Below are 17,908 nucleotides of genomic sequence, written 5' to 3'. Positions count from 1 at the left end.
AATGAGATATGAAACCCTAAATACAACTTGGAATGCAATGCTGTATTTAGGGATTATAATGAAGTTTATTACAAAAGTTTAAACAAGTTCTCAATTAAATGTGTAATGCCCTGTTATCTGTGGCTGCCAAAGCAGCTTCTTTGATGGCTTCGGTAAAGGTTGGGTGTGCGTGACTGATACGTGAAATATCTTCGGCACTGGCTTTGAATTCCATAGCGGTTACGGCTTCGGCAATCATATCGGCGGCTCTGGCTCCGATGATATGAACGCCTAAAATCTCGTCGGTTGCGGCATCGGCTAAAACCTTGACAAATCCGTCTATGTCCATACTGGCTCTGGCACGCCCCAAAGCACGCATCGGGAACTGCCCCGATTTGAAGTTAATCCCTGCTGCTTTAAGTTGTTCTTCCGTTTTTCCGACAGAAGCCACCTCAGGCCACGTGTACACCACGCCCGGAATTAAATTATAATCGATATGTGGTTTTTGTCCTGCCAATTGTTCGGCAACCAAAACGCCCTCCTCTTCTGCTTTATGAGCCAACATTGCACCGCGAACCACATCTCCGATAGCGTAAATGTTTGGCACGCTGGTTTGTAAATGGTCGTTCACTTGAACTCTGCCACGTTCGTCTTTTTGCACGCCGGCAGCTTCCAAATTCAGTCCGTCCGTGTAGGGTTTTCGTCCTACGCAAACCAAACAATAATCGCCTTCAAGAGTGATTTCTTCTCCTTTTTGCGAAGTGGCTTTTACCACAACCGTATCGCCCGTGCAGGAAACTTCTTTCACTTGATGGCTTGTATAGAATTTAAACCCTTGTTTTTTAAGCACTTTTGTAAGTTCTTTGCCTAAACTTTTGTCCATCGTTGGCAGAATGCTATCCATATATTCAACCACCGACACCGATGCACCCAAACGCTTGTAAACCTGACCGAGTTCCAAGCCGATTACGCCCCCACCAATGACAATCAAATGCTTAGGTATTTCTTTGAGTTTCAATGCTTCGGTTGAAGTTATAATACGCTCTTTATCAATGGTTATAAACGGAAGCGAAGCCGGTTTTGAACCCGTTGCAATAATCGTTTTTTGGGCTTCAATTTCTTGTGCCTCGCCGTCTTTTTGGGTTATTTTTATCCTTGTGGCGTTTACAAAACTTCCCACTCCGTGAAAAACTTCAATTTTGTTTTTGTCCATCAAAAATTTGATTCCCGCACAGGTTTGCTCCACCACGGAAGCTTTGCGTTCAATCATTTTTTGCAGACTGACTTTTACCTCACCCGTGATTTCAATTCCGTGAGCAGCAAAATGCTTCAAAGCATCTTCATAATGGTGTGAAGAATCGAGTAACGCTTTTGACGGAATGCACCCCACATTCAGGCAGGTTCCGCCAAGGGTGTCATACTTTTCAATAATAGCGGTTTTAAAACCCAACTGAGCCGCACGAATGGCAGCTACATATCCTCCCGGTCCGGAGCCTATTACAACAACATCAAATGTTTTCATATTTTTTCTAATTATTTTTTTAGTCAGAAACAGACTTTGATTTTATACAAGTTCCAAAAGTAGTAAATAAAAAATGGAAAATCAAGACAAACGTTCTTAATTTTCCATTTTTTTAAATTAAATTTTATAATCTATTGATTTTCTGATTCATCAGCTTTTTTCATTTTCTTATCCAACGTATCGTAAATCATTGGAGCTGCAATGAAAATAGAGGAATATGTACCCACAACCACACCGACAATCATCGCAAACATAAAGCCTCGCAGGGTTTCACCACCAAAAATAAAGATGGTTACCAACACCGCCAAGGTGGTAAGTGAGGTGTTTAACGTACGGCTGAGCGTACTGTTAAGCGCCGTATTGATTTTCTCTTTCGTCCAGTTGGGTTCGTTCATATACTCACGAATTCGGTCGTAAATAATCACCGTATCGTTCAACGAATATCCCACGACGGTCAAAATCGCAGCTATGAAGGCTTGGTCAATTTCCATATTGAAAGGCATAAAGTTGTATGTCAATGAGAAAACACCCAACACCAAAATCACGTCGTGAGCAGAAGGCACAATGGTACCAAGTGAAAACTGCCATCTTCTGAAACGAATCAAAATATAGAAAGCAATCACAATCAAAGCGCCAAGCACCGACCAAACTGCATTGCTTTTAATATCTTCGGCAATGGTAGGTCCTACTTTCATTGATTGTACAATCCCGATGGTTCCTTCGGCACCATTGGCAAAAGCGTCATACGAATAACCTTGCGGCAAGAATTTCTGCAAACCTTTGTAAAGCAATTCTTGGATTTCATTATCCACCGCCGTACTTTCTTCTTCAACTTTGTATTTGGTTGCCACTTTAATTTGGTTGGCAGCCCCAAAGGTTTTCACTTCGGCATTTCCGATAAGCGGTTGTAATTCTTTGGCTATGTCAGTAGGAACTACCGGATGCTCAAAACGAATTTGATACGTTCTACCTCCAACAAAATCAATACCTTGATTTAATCCTTTGGTAGAAAGCGAAACGATGCTTACCAAAACAGCCACTGCCGAGATGATGTAACCTATTTTTCGTTTCCCGATGAAGTCAACATTAACGTTTTTAAGTATATTTTTGGTCATATTGGTAGAGAACGTAAGGTCGTGCTTTTTCTCCACGCTGTAATCTATGAGCAAACGTGTAATGAAAATTGCTGTAAACAAGGTTGTTGCGATACCGATAAGCAAAGTAGTTGCAAATCCTTGAATTGGACCGCTACCAAAAGCCAACAGGATAAGAGCCGTTAAACCGGTGGTGATGTTGGCATCTAAAATTGACGAAAGCGCGTTACCAAATCCGTCCGAAACTGCCTGTGCAACACCTTTTCCTTTGGCTAATTCTTCTTTAACACGCTCAAAAATAAGCACATTCGCATCAATTGCCATACCGATGGTAAGCACGATACCCGCAATTCCCGGTAGGGTTAAAACCGCTCCGATACTTGCTAAAATACCAAATACCAACAATATATTGAAAACCAAAGCAATATCGGCATAAATTCCGGCTCTTCCGTAGTAGAAAATTGTCCAAGCAAAGATGATAAGCGCCGCAATCAAAAACGAACTCATACCGCTATCGATAGCTTCCTGCCCTAATGAAGGTCCTACCACTTCGGACTGAACAATGTCAGCTCCGGCAGGTAACTTACCGGCTCTAAGCACGTTAGCCAAATCTATCGCCTCGTTTAAGGTAAAAGTTCCGGTAATTTCAGAACGCCCTCCCGTAATGGCTCCATTGGTTACACCCGGTGCCGAGTACACGATGTCATCCAAAACAATGGCAATATTTCCTTGTTCTTTAAAGGCTTTGTCGGTCAAGTTTTCCCAAATTCGCGAACCTTTACCGTCCATTTGCATTGACACGGCAGGCTGATTGCGCATATCAAAAGTTTGAGCGGCATCGGTAATTACATTTCCTGTCAAAGCCGCTACGTTATCACGATTTCCTTTTAGTGCATAAAGCTCAACCAAATCCGATTTTTTTGAAGCCTTGCTCCAAGCAAATTTGGCAAATTGTAAATTGGCAGGCAAAAGTCGTTTTGCTTCGGCTGAGTGCAAATATTCGTTCACCCTAGCCGTATCTTTCAGACTTACAGCAAACAACACGGGCGACCCCTCATAAGTGGCTGCCGGTTTCATCAAATCAAACAACGGATTTACTTGATTAGCTTGTGCTACCGAATCTTTTTTAACATCGGTTAAAAGCGAATCAATCGCAGCCGAAGCATTGGTTGTCTGTTGAGTTGTATTACTTGGTAATGAAGCCTTTAACGATTCGTTTAACGCATTCAAATACGGATAAACATCTGTATTTTTGAATGTTTCCCAAAACTCCAATTGAGCGGTACTTTGCAAAAGAGCTTTTACGCGGGTAACGTCTTTCGCTCCGGGAAGTTCTATCAAAATACGCCCCGATGCACCCAAACGCTGGATATTAGGTTGTGAAACCCCAAACTTGTCAATACGTTTGCGCAACACCTCAAAAGCAGAAGTTACCGACTCATCGACTTTTCGGCGGATAATGGGACGCACCTCACCATCAGCCATTTGAAAGTTGATTTCATCGCTTAAAAGTTTATTGGCAAACACATCAGGCGAAGCTAATTTTCCTCCGTTTTTCTCGTATGTCTCAAAAAACAAATCCAAATAGGTACGGTCTGTTTTTCGTAACAGTTCATCGGCTTCGGCTAATGATTTGTTAAAAATGGGGTCTTTTGAGTTATTAGCAAGACCTTTTAATATGTCTTTAACCGAAATTTGCAAGATTACGTTAATCCCGCCTTTTAAGTCCAAACCGCGATTTAACTCTCTGTCTTTCACCTCTGCATAGGTATATTTGGTAACCACGGCATTGTAGGCTTCTTGCCCTAACATTGAGTCTAAATAGTGAGCTTCAACCCGCTCGCGTTTTGAAACGTAATTATTTTCGGTATTTGACACCTTCGCCTCGGCAAACGCTTTGGCTTTGTTTTCCACCCTGTTTGCAACAAACGTAAACGAAAGTTGGTAGATACTCACCAACCCGAATAGTAGTGCAAACAGTTTAATAAGTCCCTTGTTTTGCATTTTAAAAATTAATTACTATTTTCTTTTTTTTCAATCGGCAAATATATACATTTTAAGTAATATATAACAATTTATTAAGTGTTTTTTTTCATTGTGGGCGCATCTACAATGTCATAATGGCTTTCAAAAACCTTATTTTTGATTTTTTCTTTTGTAAAGAATCCGTATCAACAGCATAACTAAAAACAAAACTACCAGCGGATATGCGATGCTTTTCACCTTCCAAGCTTTCTGATTTTCAGCCACTTTTTCTTTATCCAAAAATGCCAATTGCACTTTTTTATTCCGCAGGGAAAGAAAATCGGAATCGTCAAGCAAATAATTCAAAGCGTTTTGCAAAAAGGCTTTGTTGTCGTAAAAAGTATTCGTCCATTTGTCAAAGCCCAATTCAAGCGGAAGATTATCAGCAAGGTCGTTTTTAATAATATCACCATCTGCTACGACTATCATTTTGGTGGGCTTACTGGTTTCAAGATTGGTTTTCAGCTCAATAGGTCGAATTCTATTTTTATAAACCGATGTAAATTCTCCTTCCAGAAGTACCGCCACCGGAATATTTCCGCTCTTGTAAGCGTTTTTATCCAAGTTTTTAACATCAATTTTCAAACGCACCTCTCGCGGCGTTCCGTCTGCTTTTGAAAAAGGCGAACTTGCCAACAACACCGTTTTTTTAATACCGTTTTTGAGCGTGTCAATACTGTTGGCAAACTGCAAACGAATGGCATCTAAATGATTATTTATCAAATGGTTATTCTTCGACAAAATCATCGGATTATACACCCAAGGAATGGGCATATAACGCGTTTGACTGCCTTCGCCGGTGGCTATCATAAGCTGTGACGAATGCAAATCATTGATTATATTATAATTAACTCGAAATCCGTATTGAAAAAACAAATCTGTCAGGTTTAAATCGGCAGGCATTGCCACCGCACTACCCGATGCGTTGTACAAATTTTCGATGCTAATATCCACATTATCAATAAGCCACAGCACCCTCCCTCCCTGCATTACAAATTGGTCGATAACCTGTTTTTGCGGGTCAGAAAATGTTTTTGTGGGTTTGGCAACTATCAGTAAATCAAACTTATTGAGGGCAGCCAACGTTTTTTCGGCATTGGTAGCAACCGAATCTAATGAAAAAGGCGCAATACGGTAATATCCTTGCGTAAACTTCAAGAAATCAGCCATATAAATATCGTCAAAAGTACCATTACTTTTGAGCATAGCAATTTTTTTACTTTTGCCGAGTGTCAGTCGGTTTAAGGCATCGGTTATGTTATATTCCAATCGTTGTACCGAATTTTGCACACGCTCTTGGTCGGTTGCCCCTAATTTATTGACAAAAAGCGGTATTTTTTCTGATTTTTCGCCGTTTGTAAGCACCGCCCAAGGAAAAATATACGCAACAGAAGATTTTCCGGCTTCATTTTGTGAAATTTGAAGCGGATTTAAACCAAATTCAACCAATTCTTGCAATGTTTGTTCCACATTTGCTTCATCTTCCAGCGGATTTACAAAATTAAAGGTAATATTACTGTTAAATGCGGCATATTCTTCCAACAATTGCAAGGTTTCGGTTTGTAATTTCTTAAATTCAGTGGGAATATTTCCTTTCAAAAGCACGTCAATCACCACAGGCGAATGAATTTTTAGCAACGTTTTGCGGGTAACTTCCGAAAGTGTATAGCGTTTATCTTGGGTCAAATCCCAACGGGTGTGCCACTTTCCGGCTATCATATTGACAATAAGCAATATAAAAAACGCTGTAACAACCTTAAATCCTATTTTATTAAAAATCGTTTTCATTGTTTATAACTATTTAAGGATAAAGTGGTTACATACAAAAAAAATCCTATTACGGACAGAAAATAAAGCACATCACGCGTGTCAATCACACCACGGCTAATTGCCTCAAAATGTGATTGAAACCCAAATTGTGAAAAACTTTCAGGGAAAAGAAGTTCCACACTTTGGTCTAATCCGAAAAAGAGAAAAAAGCACAGAAAAGCCGCCAACACAAACGAAATTATCTGATTAGCCGTAACTGATGACGCCCACAAACCCACGGCGGCAAAGGTGGCAACCAGCAAAAGCAAAGCCACGTATGAGCCTATCGTGCCGGCAACGTCTAAATTTCCTATCGGATTTCCCAAAATCCACACCATATATATATATAGGAATGACGGAATCAGGATAATTACCAATAAAAATAAAATTCCGAAATATTTCCCCAGCACCATCCGCCAGATACTCACCGGTTTTGTGAAGAGCAAAGCCAGCATTCCACTGCGTTTTTCTTCGGAAATGGCTCGCATTGTCAAAGCCGGCACCAAAAAAACAAAAATCCACGATGAAATTCTGAAAAACGGCAATAAATCGGCAAATCCACTGTTAAATATGTTGTAATCGGATTTTAAAATCCATAAAAACAAGCCGTTTAAAAGCACAAAAATCCCGATTACGGTAAATCCGATGGGTGAAGTGAAAAAATAACGAATTTCTTTTTTGAATAGTGCGTACATTATGATTCAAAAAATTAAAAGTTCTGTATTGTGATTGAGGTTTGAAACCTGAAATTGCAAAAATTTCAAATCCCAAACCTCAATTTATTGATTTTAAGTCTGTTTATTTTGATTTTGTATAATTAATTTTAAGCATCAAACGCTTATCAGCATCAACATCAGGGCTGTTTCCGTAAATAACGGTACTTAAAGGCGTTTGCACCGTTGCTAACGGAATTTTCTTCTGTTCATTGGCTGTGTTTACGTAATTCACTAATGATAAGGAACGTACGTTTGAAGCGATGACCACCCCAATGGGAACGTTTTCGGCATTTTTCTTTATGATGTCAATAATATGATTGGTTAGCCGAATTTGATAATAAACGCCTTTACCGTTTTCTTTATGCAATTTTCCTAAATGGTTTAAGACAGAAGTCGCTGCTGTTGAAGCTGTTGCCGTAGGGTCATTGGTATAATCAAGCAATACGTTACCCGTTTTCGTATTATACACGTAAATACGCTCAGGTTCAGACATATATGAAATCGATTGGTCTACATACAAGAAAAGGCTGGCATCGGTGATTAACACATCTTTGGCTTTAATTTCAGCTAACTGACTGTCAGTAAACAAATTAAATTGTGCAGAATAACCCTGTGTACCACTTAAAAACACGCGCGAAACATTACCCGCATCAGTTGAAGGTGTTACGCTTTCGTTAGAATTTTCAAACAGATTCACGGTTATTCCATTCAAATTCAAATTGTAACGAGTTGGAATTTTAAGCACTTTATCATTTTCTTTTACGTCGTAAGTGTACACAAACTGAATTTTAGCTTTTGCCATATCCAAAAGCATCATTAAATCCTGTGAAAAATCACTTGCCACGATTGAAATTCCTCTGAAATAATTCTTGAAAACAGTTGCATTAGCCAACTCATCACTTCCTTCTTTATTAAAAATTTTATCTTGAAAGAAACTAGCATTCAACGGAATACGAATACCGGGTGCTAATACGTCTTCATTGGTGGTTGACTCATCTTCGGTTGTTCGCGGATTATCAAGTTTTTTTCGGGTAATTGACTTATTACTAATGGTATGACTCGTAGGCGATACCACCGCTGCACCTAAATGAGTCGTTGGGTCAAAATCGGAGTAATACACTTGGCTATTTAACTGATTATCAACATCTCTTAAAAAATACGTAAGTTCATTGACACTCAATTTAAAAGATGCCTTTTGGTCTCCATAGATGGAATCAAGCCTGTACTCGGCTTCTGAAACGTATGACGCGTTGTTTGAAGCACTACTCGGATTGAAAAACGGAATGTAGAGGTATGCCTCCGTTACCGTTTCGTTTTCCTGTACATTATCGGTATTTTCTTTGGTTTGTGCATTAACACCAAAAATGGGGTTTTGCTCGGGCAAGGTAACCTGCGCGATGATATTTGCTTTTTTGGTTCCGAAGGGAGCTTGCGTGTACCGCCCCAAAAGATACCCTCCTAACCCATTGGTTTGCACTGCTTTTTCTTGAATATTGGTTACTGAAACCGTAGCCGTATAAACGCCCACCTCGTAGTTAGGGTTTCCCAACAAATCACTTTTAATTTCCTTAAATGAATCATCGGCACACGACTGCAAAGCCAATGCCATAATAGCCAAAGTTCCTAAACCTTTTATTTTATTCATATAATATTCTCTTTTTTTGTATTATTTTAAAATTTTTAAATAAAAATCTCTGTACGACTCTTGAAACGTTTGCTGGTCGCTGTTGTAAAGAACTGGCTTTCGGTATCCTTTCAGAAAGGTACTGAATTCTTCCGACATATTTTCACCTACCACAATCACGCCGTCAGAATTTTTAGCCGCTATTTTCATCAAATTGAAATAATGAGGGTCCTTCAAAGGTTCAGCCGTTCTGGAACTGATGCCGTCAAATCCCACCTTGCTTATTAAAGTTTTGTCTAAACTCCCTTCAAAATCCCTATCAAACACAGAAGTGATTATTTTACTATCCGAAAAAATAGGTTCATCTTTATAGTACGTACGCAAATATAAAGGCAATAACGAAGCCAACCAACCGTGAATGTGAATGATATCGGGCAACCAATTGAGCTTTTTTACCGTTTCAACCACGCCCTTGGCAAAGAAAATGCACCGCTCGTCATTGTCTGAAAACAAAGTTCCGTTCTCATCTGAAAAGGTAGCTTTTCGCTTGAAGTACTCGTCATTGTCAATAAAATACACCTGTATGCGCTCCTTAGGTATAGAAGCCACCTTGATGATCAAAGGAACGTCAATGTCATTAATCACGATGTTCATTCCTGAAAGCCGAATTACTTCGTGCAACTGATGCCTCCTTTCGTTAATATTCCCGAAACGAGGCATAAAAATACGTATTTGTCCGCCGTTGCTATTAACCATCCTCGGAGCCTCAAACGACATTCTTGAAATCTCATTTTCAGGAGAATAAGGCATCACTTCGGAGGATACAAAAAGTACTTTTCTATCTTTCATAAAAAGCAAAATGTTTTTTGTTAGCTTTGAAAGCTACAAAAGTACGAAAAAATATGCAGAAATCCATAAAAAATATATAAGTTTGCGCGATAAAATTTAACAGATGAAGATTTATACACAGCAAAACGAGCTTAAAAATCGTATTTCAAACGAAAAAAAATCAGGAAAAACCATCGGGTTCGTACCTACAATGGGCGCCCTACACGAAGGACATTTATCACTGATTATCAAATCAATAAAAGAAAACGACATCACCGTAACAAGTATATTTGTAAATCCCACACAATTCAATAACAGTGACGATTTAAAAAAATACCCGCGTACCCTTGAAGCTGATGTGCAAATGATAAAAAAAATCAGCAACGAAGTGCTAATTTACGCCCCTGACCCCGAAGATATTTACGGAAACAACGTAGTTTCAGAAAAATTTGACTTCAACGGACTTGATAAAATAATGGAAGGCGCTTTTCGGGCAGGGCATTTTGACGGCGTCGGCACGGTGGTAAAAAAACTTTTTGAAATCGTAATGCCTAATAAAGCCTATTTTGGCGAAAAAGACTTCCAACAACTACTGATAATCAAGCAGATGGTAATCCAAACAAAACTTCCGGTTGAAGTTATCCCCTGCCCTATTGTTCGTGATAAAAACGGATTAGCATTAAGCTCACGAAATCAAAGACTTAGCCCACAACGCCAAGAAGAAGCCGCACATATTTACAAAACCCTGACAAAAGCCCAAGAACTTTTCAAAACACAAACTTCATCACAGGTTGAAAAATGGGTAAAATCACAATTTGAAAACAAGAAAGGTTTTGATTTAGAATACTTTACAATCACCAGCGAAGACAATCTAGCCCCCATTGATGAAAAACAACCCAATCAAACCTATCGCTTTTTCATCGCGGTATATGTTGATGGCGTGCGGCTTATCGACAATTTGCGGGCATAAACAAAATTTTTCTTTCATTTTATTTTGAAAAAAAACAGATTTTTTGCACCTTTGCAAATATTTTTGACCCTCGTAATAAAAAAGAGTTAAAAATCAATTATTTAGAAGATTTTATTGTATAAATACATAAACCAATGAAAAAAATTGACAAAGCGGTGTACCTGAAATGGTATGAGGATATGCTTTTTTGGAGAAAATTTGAAGACAAATTGGCTGCTGTTTACATCCAACAAAAAGTAAGAGGCTTTTTACACCTATATAATGGGCAAGAAGCCATCGTAGCGGGATGTATGCACGCCATTGACCCGACAAAAGACAAAATGATTACGTCATATCGTAATCACGTTCACCCAATAGCCTTAGGAGTTGACCCTAAACGAATTATGGCTGAACTCTACGGAAAAGCTACCGGAACTTCACAAGGTTTGGGAGGTTCAATGCACATCTTTTCAAAAGAACATAACTTTTTTGGCGGTCACGGTATCGTTGGAGGACAAATTCCGTTAGGGGCAGGTTTGGCTTTCGCCGATAAATATTTTGACAGAAAGGCAGTTACATTAACTTTTATGGGAGATGGAGCCGTTCGTCAAGGAGCTTTTCACGAAACGCTCAACCTGGCAATGCTTTGGAAATTACCCGTTGTTTTCATCATCGAAAACAACCATTACGCAATGGGAACTTCGGTGGAAAGAACTGCAAATCACGTAGATATCTGGAAACTTGGCTTAGGATACGAAATGCCTTGCGGGCCGGTTGATGGTATGAACCCCGTTGCCGTTGCCGAAGCCGTTTACGAAGCAGCCGAAAGAGCCAGACGCGGTGACGGACCTACGCTTTTAGACATCAGAACCTATCGTTATCGCGGACACTCAATGTCTGACGCTCAGCACTATCGAACCAAAGAAGAGGTGGAAGAATACAAAAAAATTGACCCTATCACCCAAGTGCTTGACGTTATCAAAAAGAAAAAATATGCCACCGATGCCGAAATCGAGGCCATCGATGAGCGTGTTAAAAATTTGGTTGCCGAATGTGAGAAATTCGCCGAAGAATCTCCGTTCCCTACCAAAAACGTGATGTACGACACGGTTTACGAACAAAACGATTATCCTTTTTTATCTCATAAATTATAATTAAAAAATGGCAGAAATTATCAATATGCCACGATTGAGCGACACGATGGAAGAAGGTGTCGTAGCGAAGTGGCTCAAAAAAGTTGGAGACAAAATTCAAGAAGGTGATATTTTAGCTGAAATCGAAACCGATAAAGCCACGATGGAATTCGAATCGTTCTACGCAGGAACGTTGCTTTACATCGGTTTGAAAGAAGGTGAAACCGCTCCGGTGGATTCGCTTTTGGCAATCGTTGGGAAAGAAGGAGAAGACATTTCGGCTTTAATAGGTGGAGCTAGCCAAAAAACGGAAAGCAAGCCGCAAGAAGCACCCGCAAAAGAAGAACAACCTGCCCAAAGCGCATCACTTCCAAAAGGAGTTGAAGTGGTTACGATGCCACGTTTGAGTGATACGATGACCGAAGGAACCGTAGCTTCTTGGCTTAAAAAAGTGGGAGACAAGGTAAGTGAAGGCGATATTTTGGCTGAAATCGAAACGGATAAAGCCACAATGGAATTTGAATCATTCTATGCCGGAACACTATTATATATAGGTATAAACGAAGGCGAATCAGCATCGGTAGATTCTCTGCTGGCGATTATTGGACCTGCGGGAACTGACGTGAGTGCCGTTGTTGCCTCAGGCGGGAAAGTTACAACCGCCGCTCCTGCTACTCCGGAGGTAAAAACCGAAACAAAAACAGAAACACCTAAACCTGTTTCTGCTTCAAATACAGCAAGTAACGAGCGTGTTTTTGCTTCACCTTTGGCTAAAAAGATTGCTGCGGAAAAAGGTATTAATCTTTCACAAGTAAAAGGTTCGGGTGAAAACGGGCGTATCATTAAAAAAGACGTAGAAACATTCGTTCCTTCTCAATCACAGGCTGTTGCCGAAAAATCGGCAGTTGCACCGACTTTCATTCCTGTGGAAACAGAAAGCGTGGAAGAAGTAAAAAATTCGCAAATGCGTAAAACAATTGCCAAACGTCTTTCCGAATCGAAATTTACTGCGCCGCATTACTATCTTACCATTGAAATTGATATGGACAATGCAATGGCTTCGCGCGTGCAAATCAATAACATACCCGATACCAAAGTATCGTTCAACGATATGGTAGTGAAAGCCTGTGCAATGGCTCTGAAAAAACATCCGCAAGTAAATACTTCGTGGAAAGGCGATGTTACAGTTTACAACCAGCACGTACACATCGGAGTTGCCGTAGCGGTTGAGGACGGATTGGTAGTTCCGGTATTGAAATTTGCCGACCAACTGAGCCTCACGCAAATTGGCGGACAAGTAAAAGATTTAGCAGGAAAAGCACGAAACAAAAAACTTACACCTGCCGAAATGGAAGGAAGTACCTTTACTGTTTCAAACTTGGGAATGTTTGGTATTGAGTCATTTACGTCGATTATCAATCAGCCAAATTCGGCAATTTTGTCGGTCGGAGCCATCGTTGAAAAACCGGTGGTTAAAAACGGACAAATTGTTGTGGGCAACACGATGAAAGTAACTTTGGCTTGCGACCACAGAACGGTTGACGGAGCTACGGGAGCGCAATTCTTACAAACACTCAAAACTTACATCGAAAATCCCGTAACGATGTTGGCTTGATTTTTTAGGTTAAATAATTAGTATTAAGAATGCAAATCTGTTTTTCAGATTTGCATTTTTTTGCATTAACCATTTGGAAAATTCAATAAAAAATTATTCTTTTGCCGTATATTCAGAAAGGGGAAAAGAATGAAACATATTTTTTTGTTGACATTAACTTGCTGTTTTTCAACATTATATTCACAAGATAAAGACTACATCAACACGGACAGACCCGACCAAAGTGAAGGAATTTATACGCTGGCAAAAAGGAGTTTTCAAACAGAAAACGGTTTTACTTTTTCAGAAGGTGTATTTGTTGATGACTTGATGCTACGCTACGGTTTGTTTAACGGAACTGAATTACGTTTATCTTCTGATTTTGTGAAACTTAATGGCCAGGATTTGAAAATAAGCGTTTTTTCGGCAAGTTTTAAACAAGAAATTTTAAAAGAAAATGATGTAATTCCTGCTGTTACTTTTGTGGGATATATTACGTACCAAGATGCTTTAAAAAAGTGGTCAGCGGATATGTGTCTAGCTTTTGAAAACAACCTTTCCGAAAGATTTTCATTGGCTTACAACGTAGGTTTGTCAAAGTCTTTTAGCCAGTTGAATACAACTTTTCAAGGGCAGTATTCACTTACAAACCGGCTTTTTGCATTTGCTGAATATTTTGCTTTTTTTACTAACGAAACCCCTTCACATAACCTTGATTGTGGCATACTTTATTGCTTATCAACTAATTTTCAAATAGATACTGCCTTTGGGCGCTCTATTTTTAGAGACGATACCGATTGGTTTGTCAGTTTTGGAATTTCATATCGGTTTTTCTAATTTTTTTCATTATCTTTGCACCCTGTTAATTAACTCGCTATGAATTTATTACCATACCATTATATTTCTGTTTTTCAGGAAAATATAAAAAAATATGCTTCAAAAAAAGCCCTAATAGGCAAAATTGAACAAAATTGGGAAGGCATCACTTGGGCTGAATTTGGCGAAACCACCGAATTACTCTCAAAATCAATGCTTTCACTGGGCATCAAACCGCAAGAAACCATTGGTATTTTTTCACAAAATATGCCTCAATGGACATTAACCGACATAGCTGCATTGCAAATAAGAGCTATTCCGGTGCCTATTTACGCCACAAATACCGCTGAACAAGCTCTTTACGTATTAAATCACGCTGAAATTAAAATTTTATTCGTAGGCGACCAAACACAATATGACAAGGCTGTTGAAGTTGCTTCACAATGCCCTTCGCTTCAAAAAATAGTTGCCTTCAAAGACACAATTCAATTCAAAGAAAATCAATATTCAGTTTATTGGAATGATTTTTTACAAACTGGAAAATCAGACACTTACACCAACGAACTTCAAAAACGCATTTCCAACAAAAAATTAAACGACTTATTTACAATAATTTACACCTCAGGTACTACCGGTGAACCCAAAGGAGTTATGCTTGATTATCAGAACTTAGCGTACCAACTCATCGGGCACGACATACGGCTTGAAGTATCTGAAAAAGACGATTCATTGGCTTTTTTGCCCCTATCACACGTTTTTGAACGGGCGTGGACCTACTATACCCTCTACAAAGGTGCCACCGTGTATTACTTGGAAAATACCAATGAAATCAAAAATGCTTTATTGGAAGTAAAGCCCACCGTAATGTGCGCTGTACCAAGATTTTATGAAAAAATATTTGCTACGGTTCACGACAGAGTTGCCACTTCTTCCTTAGGCAAGCGAATGGTTTTTGCTTTTGCCGTACGCGTAGGACGCAAAATGTTACAAATCAAACAAAAACATAAAAAACCGTCTTGGTTGCTGAAAAAATCGTATGTGCTTTCCGAGAAATTGGTCTTTTCAAAACTAAAACAATCGCTGGGCGGTCGCATTCGTTTTATGCCGTGCGGTGGAGCGAATTTAGAGCCGAGTATTGGGCGCTTTTTTCATTCCATCGGTATTAACGTTAAATTGGGTTACGGAATGACCGAAACCTTGGCAACCGTTTCGTGCTGGGACGATCAAGATTTTAATATGCAATCAGTCGGAATGGTAATGCCCAACGCCGAAATAAAAATCGGAGCAGATAATGAAATTCTGATAAAAGGCGGAATGGTTATGAAAGGATACTACAAAAAACCCGAAGAAACCAAAAAAGTTTTTACAGAAGACGGATTTTTAAGATCGGGCGATGCCGGAAATTTGGATTCTGAAAACAATGTTTTCATTACCGACCGCATCAAAGAATTAATGAAAACGTCAAACGGAAAATACATCGCTCCGCAACATATTGAAGGTAAGGTTGGTAAGTACAATCTAATCGAACAAATTGCTATCATTGCCGACGGAAAAAAATTTGTATCGGCTTTGATTGTTCCTAATTTTGAGATGCTTACACAAGCCCTCGAAGAATTGAACATCAAGTACAAATCAACTACCGAACTGCTGAAAAACAGCCAGGTGATTGAATACATAACTAAGCAATTGCAAAAATTCCAGAATGATTTGCCTGATTATGAAAAGATTAAAAAATTCACATTACTCCCAACGGCTTTTTCAATTGAGCGCAACGAAATTACTCCCACGTTAAAGCTCAAACGAAAGGTAATTTACGCAAATTACAGCAAAGAAATTGAGGCTATGTACCGATAAAATTAAAAGGGATTGTTTTTCAAGAAAACAATCCCTTTTTTTTAAAAAAATAAATCTCGAAAAGCGGAATTTTATTCTTATTGTATTTTTTCTTACCTTTGCGTTTCATTCAGCCGAAAAGCAATTATATTTTCGGTCTGTTCACACTCTATTTATCACATAATCAAAACTATGCTTAAAGCACTTTCGATAAAAAACTTTGCATTAATTGACGATTTACACATTGATTTTCCCGAAGGATTCATCATAATCACAGGTGAAACAGGTGCCGGAAAATCCATTTTATTAGACGCTCTTTCATTGGTATTGGGCAAACGAGCCGACATGTCAGCTCTTCGAAATTCCGATGAAAAATGCGTCATTGAAGTTGAGTTTGCATTACAAAAATATGATTTTCAATCTCTTTTTGATGAATTAGAGATTGATTATGACCTTTTTACTATTATCCGTAGGGAAATTCTCCCATCAGGAAAATCAAGGGCTTTCATCAACGATTCCCCCGTAACGTTAGATGTTTTAAGCAAATTAGGGCAAGTTTTGGTGGATATCCACTCACAACATCAAACGCTTGCTTTGGGTGATTTGGGTTTTCAGTTTGAAATCATTGATGCAATGGCTCAAAATAAAGAAAATCGCCTTGAATATGCCTCACTTTGGACTTCACTGAAAAAAGCACAAAAAAAACTTCAAGAACTGATTGATTTTCAAAAGAATGCCAACAAAGAATACGAATACAACCTTCATTTGCTCAAAGAACTGAAATCGGCTCCCTTGCAAGAAGGTATTCAAGAACAATTGGAAGAAACCTACGAAGAAGCCTCCAATATTGAAGAAATCAAAGAAAGCATAGCTGCAAGTTTGCAATTATTGAACGATGATAACATTGGCATTGTCAATCAATTACGTGAATTAAAACGCACTTTTGCTTCACTAACCGATTACAAACAGCAGTACAGAGACCTTTTTGAACGCATTGAATCGGCTTTTTTGGAACTGGAAGACCTGCAAAGCGAGCTTTTCACCATTGATGAAAACATCGAAACCGACCCCGAAACATTACAGGAGGTTTCAGAGCAACTAAACGTAATCTACAACCTACAAAAAAAACACAAAGTAACCACCGTAAACGAACTTATCAAAATTCAAGAAACGCTGGAAGAGGCTGTCTCTCAAACTGAAAATATCGAAGAACACATCGAATCACAAAAACAAAAGGTTGATGAGAATCACAAAAAAACACTCGAAAAAGCCACTGAAATCCATACAAGTAGGGCTAAAACCATCCCCGAATTAGTAAGCAAACTTACCGGTTTTATGCAAGAATTGGGAATGCCAAATGCACAATTTTCAGTTGAAGTGAAACCCACCGAAACGTTTCACAGCAATGGTTTTGATGAATTATCGTTCTTGTTTTCAGCTAACAAAGGTGGAAATTTTGGTCAGTTAAAAAAAGTAGCTTCGGGGGGGGAGCTCTCACGTATTATGCTCGCTGTCAAAGCTATTATGGCTGAACACACAGCCCTGCCAACCATTATGTTTGATGAAATTGACACAGGCGTATCCGGTGAAATTTCACAAAAAATGGGCGACATTATGAAAACAATGAGTGCCAATCGGCAAGTTTTTGCCATTACGCATCTGCCACAAATCGCAGCGAAAGGGCATTATCACTTTAAAGTATTTAAAGAAGACATTAACGGAAAAACAACTACGCAACTAAAATTACTTTCTGAAAATGAAAGAATTACAGAAATAGCGGAAATGCTTGAAGGTAAAAACAGCGGTGATTCAGCTCGAAATCACGCTATTGAACTTTTAAAGAAACGATAAACATCACAATATAAACCTACGGTAACAAAAAAAACTCGAATCATAATTTCGAGTTTTTTTATTTTATAGTATTTTATATAGAACCTGTTTAAACTTTCTTTAAAGAAGTAAAAGTTCCAAGAAATTTTAGTATTT

The 17,908-nt window shown here is 38.9% G+C and carries 12 protein-coding genes; 6 read left to right on the top strand and 6 right to left on the bottom strand.

The annotated features are described in order from the left end of the window. Positions 1-94: 94 nt before the first annotated feature. The 6 genes from lpdA to Q4D72_RS10465 all read right to left on the bottom strand — a co-directional run bounded on the left by lpdA (position 95) and on the right by Q4D72_RS10465 (position 9,618). On the bottom strand, positions 95-1,501 hold the full coding sequence (gene lpdA, locus Q4D72_RS10490; RefSeq protein ID WP_303077816.1) for a dihydrolipoyl dehydrogenase: 1,407 nt from the start codon (positions 1,499-1,501) through the stop codon (positions 95-97). 131 nt (positions 1,502-1,632) lie between these two features. Then, a complete protein-coding gene (gene secDF / locus Q4D72_RS10485; protein ID WP_303077815.1) occupies positions 1,633-4,599 on the bottom strand; it encodes a protein translocase subunit SecDF in 2,967 nt (988 codons plus the stop codon). Positions 4,600-4,731: 132 nt separating this feature from the next. Beyond that, positions 4,732-6,408, bottom strand: a complete 1,677-nt coding sequence (gene gldG, locus Q4D72_RS10480) for a gliding motility-associated ABC transporter substrate-binding protein GldG (protein WP_303077814.1) — start codon at positions 6,406-6,408, stop codon at positions 4,732-4,734. After that, a complete protein-coding gene (gene gldF / locus Q4D72_RS10475; RefSeq protein ID WP_303077812.1) occupies positions 6,405-7,124 on the bottom strand; it encodes a gliding motility-associated ABC transporter permease subunit GldF in 720 nt (239 codons plus the stop codon). The genes gldG and gldF overlap by 4 nt, the downstream gene beginning before the upstream one ends. A gap of 103 nt (positions 7,125-7,227) precedes the next feature. Continuing rightward, positions 7,228-8,790, bottom strand: a complete 1,563-nt coding sequence (locus Q4D72_RS10470; RefSeq protein ID WP_303077811.1) for a DUF4270 domain-containing protein — start codon at positions 8,788-8,790, stop codon at positions 7,228-7,230. A 21-nt stretch (positions 8,791-8,811) separates the two neighbouring features. Then, positions 8,812-9,618 carry a glycogen/starch synthase gene (locus tag Q4D72_RS10465; RefSeq protein WP_303077810.1) on the bottom strand — a complete coding sequence of 269 codons (807 nt, stop codon included), beginning with the start codon at positions 9,616-9,618 and terminating at the stop codon, positions 8,812-8,814. A 103-nt stretch (positions 9,619-9,721) separates the two neighbouring features. Here Q4D72_RS10465 and panC point away from each other — a divergent pair, with 103 nt between their 5' ends. From panC to recN, 6 genes are all read left to right on the top strand, one after another. After that, positions 9,722-10,567: a pantoate--beta-alanine ligase gene (gene panC / locus Q4D72_RS10460; protein ID WP_303077809.1), complete on the top strand. Its 846-nt coding sequence runs from the start codon at positions 9,722-9,724 to the stop codon at positions 10,565-10,567. A 134-nt stretch (positions 10,568-10,701) separates the two neighbouring features. Continuing rightward, entirely contained in the window at positions 10,702-11,700 is a 999-nt protein-coding gene (gene pdhA, locus Q4D72_RS10455; RefSeq protein ID WP_303077808.1) for a pyruvate dehydrogenase (acetyl-transferring) E1 component subunit alpha, read from the top strand. Positions 11,701-11,707: 7 nt separating this feature from the next. Continuing rightward, positions 11,708-13,294 carry a pyruvate dehydrogenase complex dihydrolipoamide acetyltransferase gene (locus Q4D72_RS10450; protein ID WP_303077807.1) on the top strand — a complete coding sequence of 529 codons (1,587 nt, stop codon included), beginning with the start codon at positions 11,708-11,710 and terminating at the stop codon, positions 13,292-13,294. A 129-nt stretch (positions 13,295-13,423) separates the two neighbouring features. Further along, positions 13,424-14,110, top strand: a complete 687-nt coding sequence (locus Q4D72_RS10445; RefSeq protein ID WP_303077806.1) for a transporter — start codon at positions 13,424-13,426, stop codon at positions 14,108-14,110. Positions 14,111-14,149: 39 nt separating this feature from the next. Continuing rightward, positions 14,150-15,943, top strand: coding sequence for a long-chain fatty acid--CoA ligase (locus Q4D72_RS10440; RefSeq protein WP_303077805.1), 1,794 nt, complete (start codon positions 14,150-14,152; stop codon positions 15,941-15,943). Between the two features lie 171 nt (positions 15,944-16,114). After that, positions 16,115-17,773 (top strand): DNA repair protein RecN, encoded by a 1,659-nt coding sequence (gene recN, locus Q4D72_RS10435; protein ID WP_303077804.1) that lies wholly within the window; start codon positions 16,115-16,117, stop codon positions 17,771-17,773. The last annotated feature ends 135 nt before the right edge of the window (positions 17,774-17,908 follow it).

It is taken from the genome of Capnocytophaga sp. (assembly GCF_030532915.1).
In the GTDB taxonomy this organism is placed as follows: Bacteria; Bacteroidota; Bacteroidia; order Flavobacteriales; family Flavobacteriaceae; genus Capnocytophaga.
This window is presented reverse-complemented; position numbering and strand designations above follow the sequence as displayed.

What these genes read in the sequence shown, in the direction of transcription:
- Q4D72_RS10470 (WP_303077811.1), bottom strand. Translation starts at nt 8,790, where the DNA reads ATGAATAAAATAAAAGGTTTAGGAACTTTGGCTATTATGGCATTGGCT.
- secDF (WP_303077815.1), bottom strand. Translation starts at nt 4,599, where the DNA reads ATGCAAAACAAGGGACTTATTAAACTGTTTGCACTACTATTCGGGTTG.
- Q4D72_RS10450 (WP_303077807.1), top strand. Translation starts at nt 11,708, where the DNA reads ATGGCAGAAATTATCAATATGCCACGATTGAGCGACACGATGGAAGAA.
- pdhA (WP_303077808.1), top strand. Translation starts at nt 10,702, where the DNA reads ATGAAAAAAATTGACAAAGCGGTGTACCTGAAATGGTATGAGGATATG.
- panC (WP_303077809.1), top strand. Translation starts at nt 9,722, where the DNA reads ATGAAGATTTATACACAGCAAAACGAGCTTAAAAATCGTATTTCAAAC.
- gldF (WP_303077812.1), bottom strand. Translation starts at nt 7,124, where the DNA reads ATGTACGCACTATTCAAAAAAGAAATTCGTTATTTTTTCACTTCACCC.
- Q4D72_RS10465 (WP_303077810.1), bottom strand. Translation starts at nt 9,618, where the DNA reads ATGAAAGATAGAAAAGTACTTTTTGTATCCTCCGAAGTGATGCCTTAT.
- Q4D72_RS10440 (WP_303077805.1), top strand. Translation starts at nt 14,150, where the DNA reads ATGAATTTATTACCATACCATTATATTTCTGTTTTTCAGGAAAATATA.
- recN (WP_303077804.1), top strand. Translation starts at nt 16,115, where the DNA reads ATGCTTAAAGCACTTTCGATAAAAAACTTTGCATTAATTGACGATTTA.
- lpdA (WP_303077816.1), bottom strand. Translation starts at nt 1,501, where the DNA reads ATGAAAACATTTGATGTTGTTGTAATAGGCTCCGGACCGGGAGGATAT.
- Q4D72_RS10445 (WP_303077806.1), top strand. Translation starts at nt 13,424, where the DNA reads ATGAAACATATTTTTTTGTTGACATTAACTTGCTGTTTTTCAACATTA.
- gldG (WP_303077814.1), bottom strand. Translation starts at nt 6,408, where the DNA reads ATGAAAACGATTTTTAATAAAATAGGATTTAAGGTTGTTACAGCGTTT.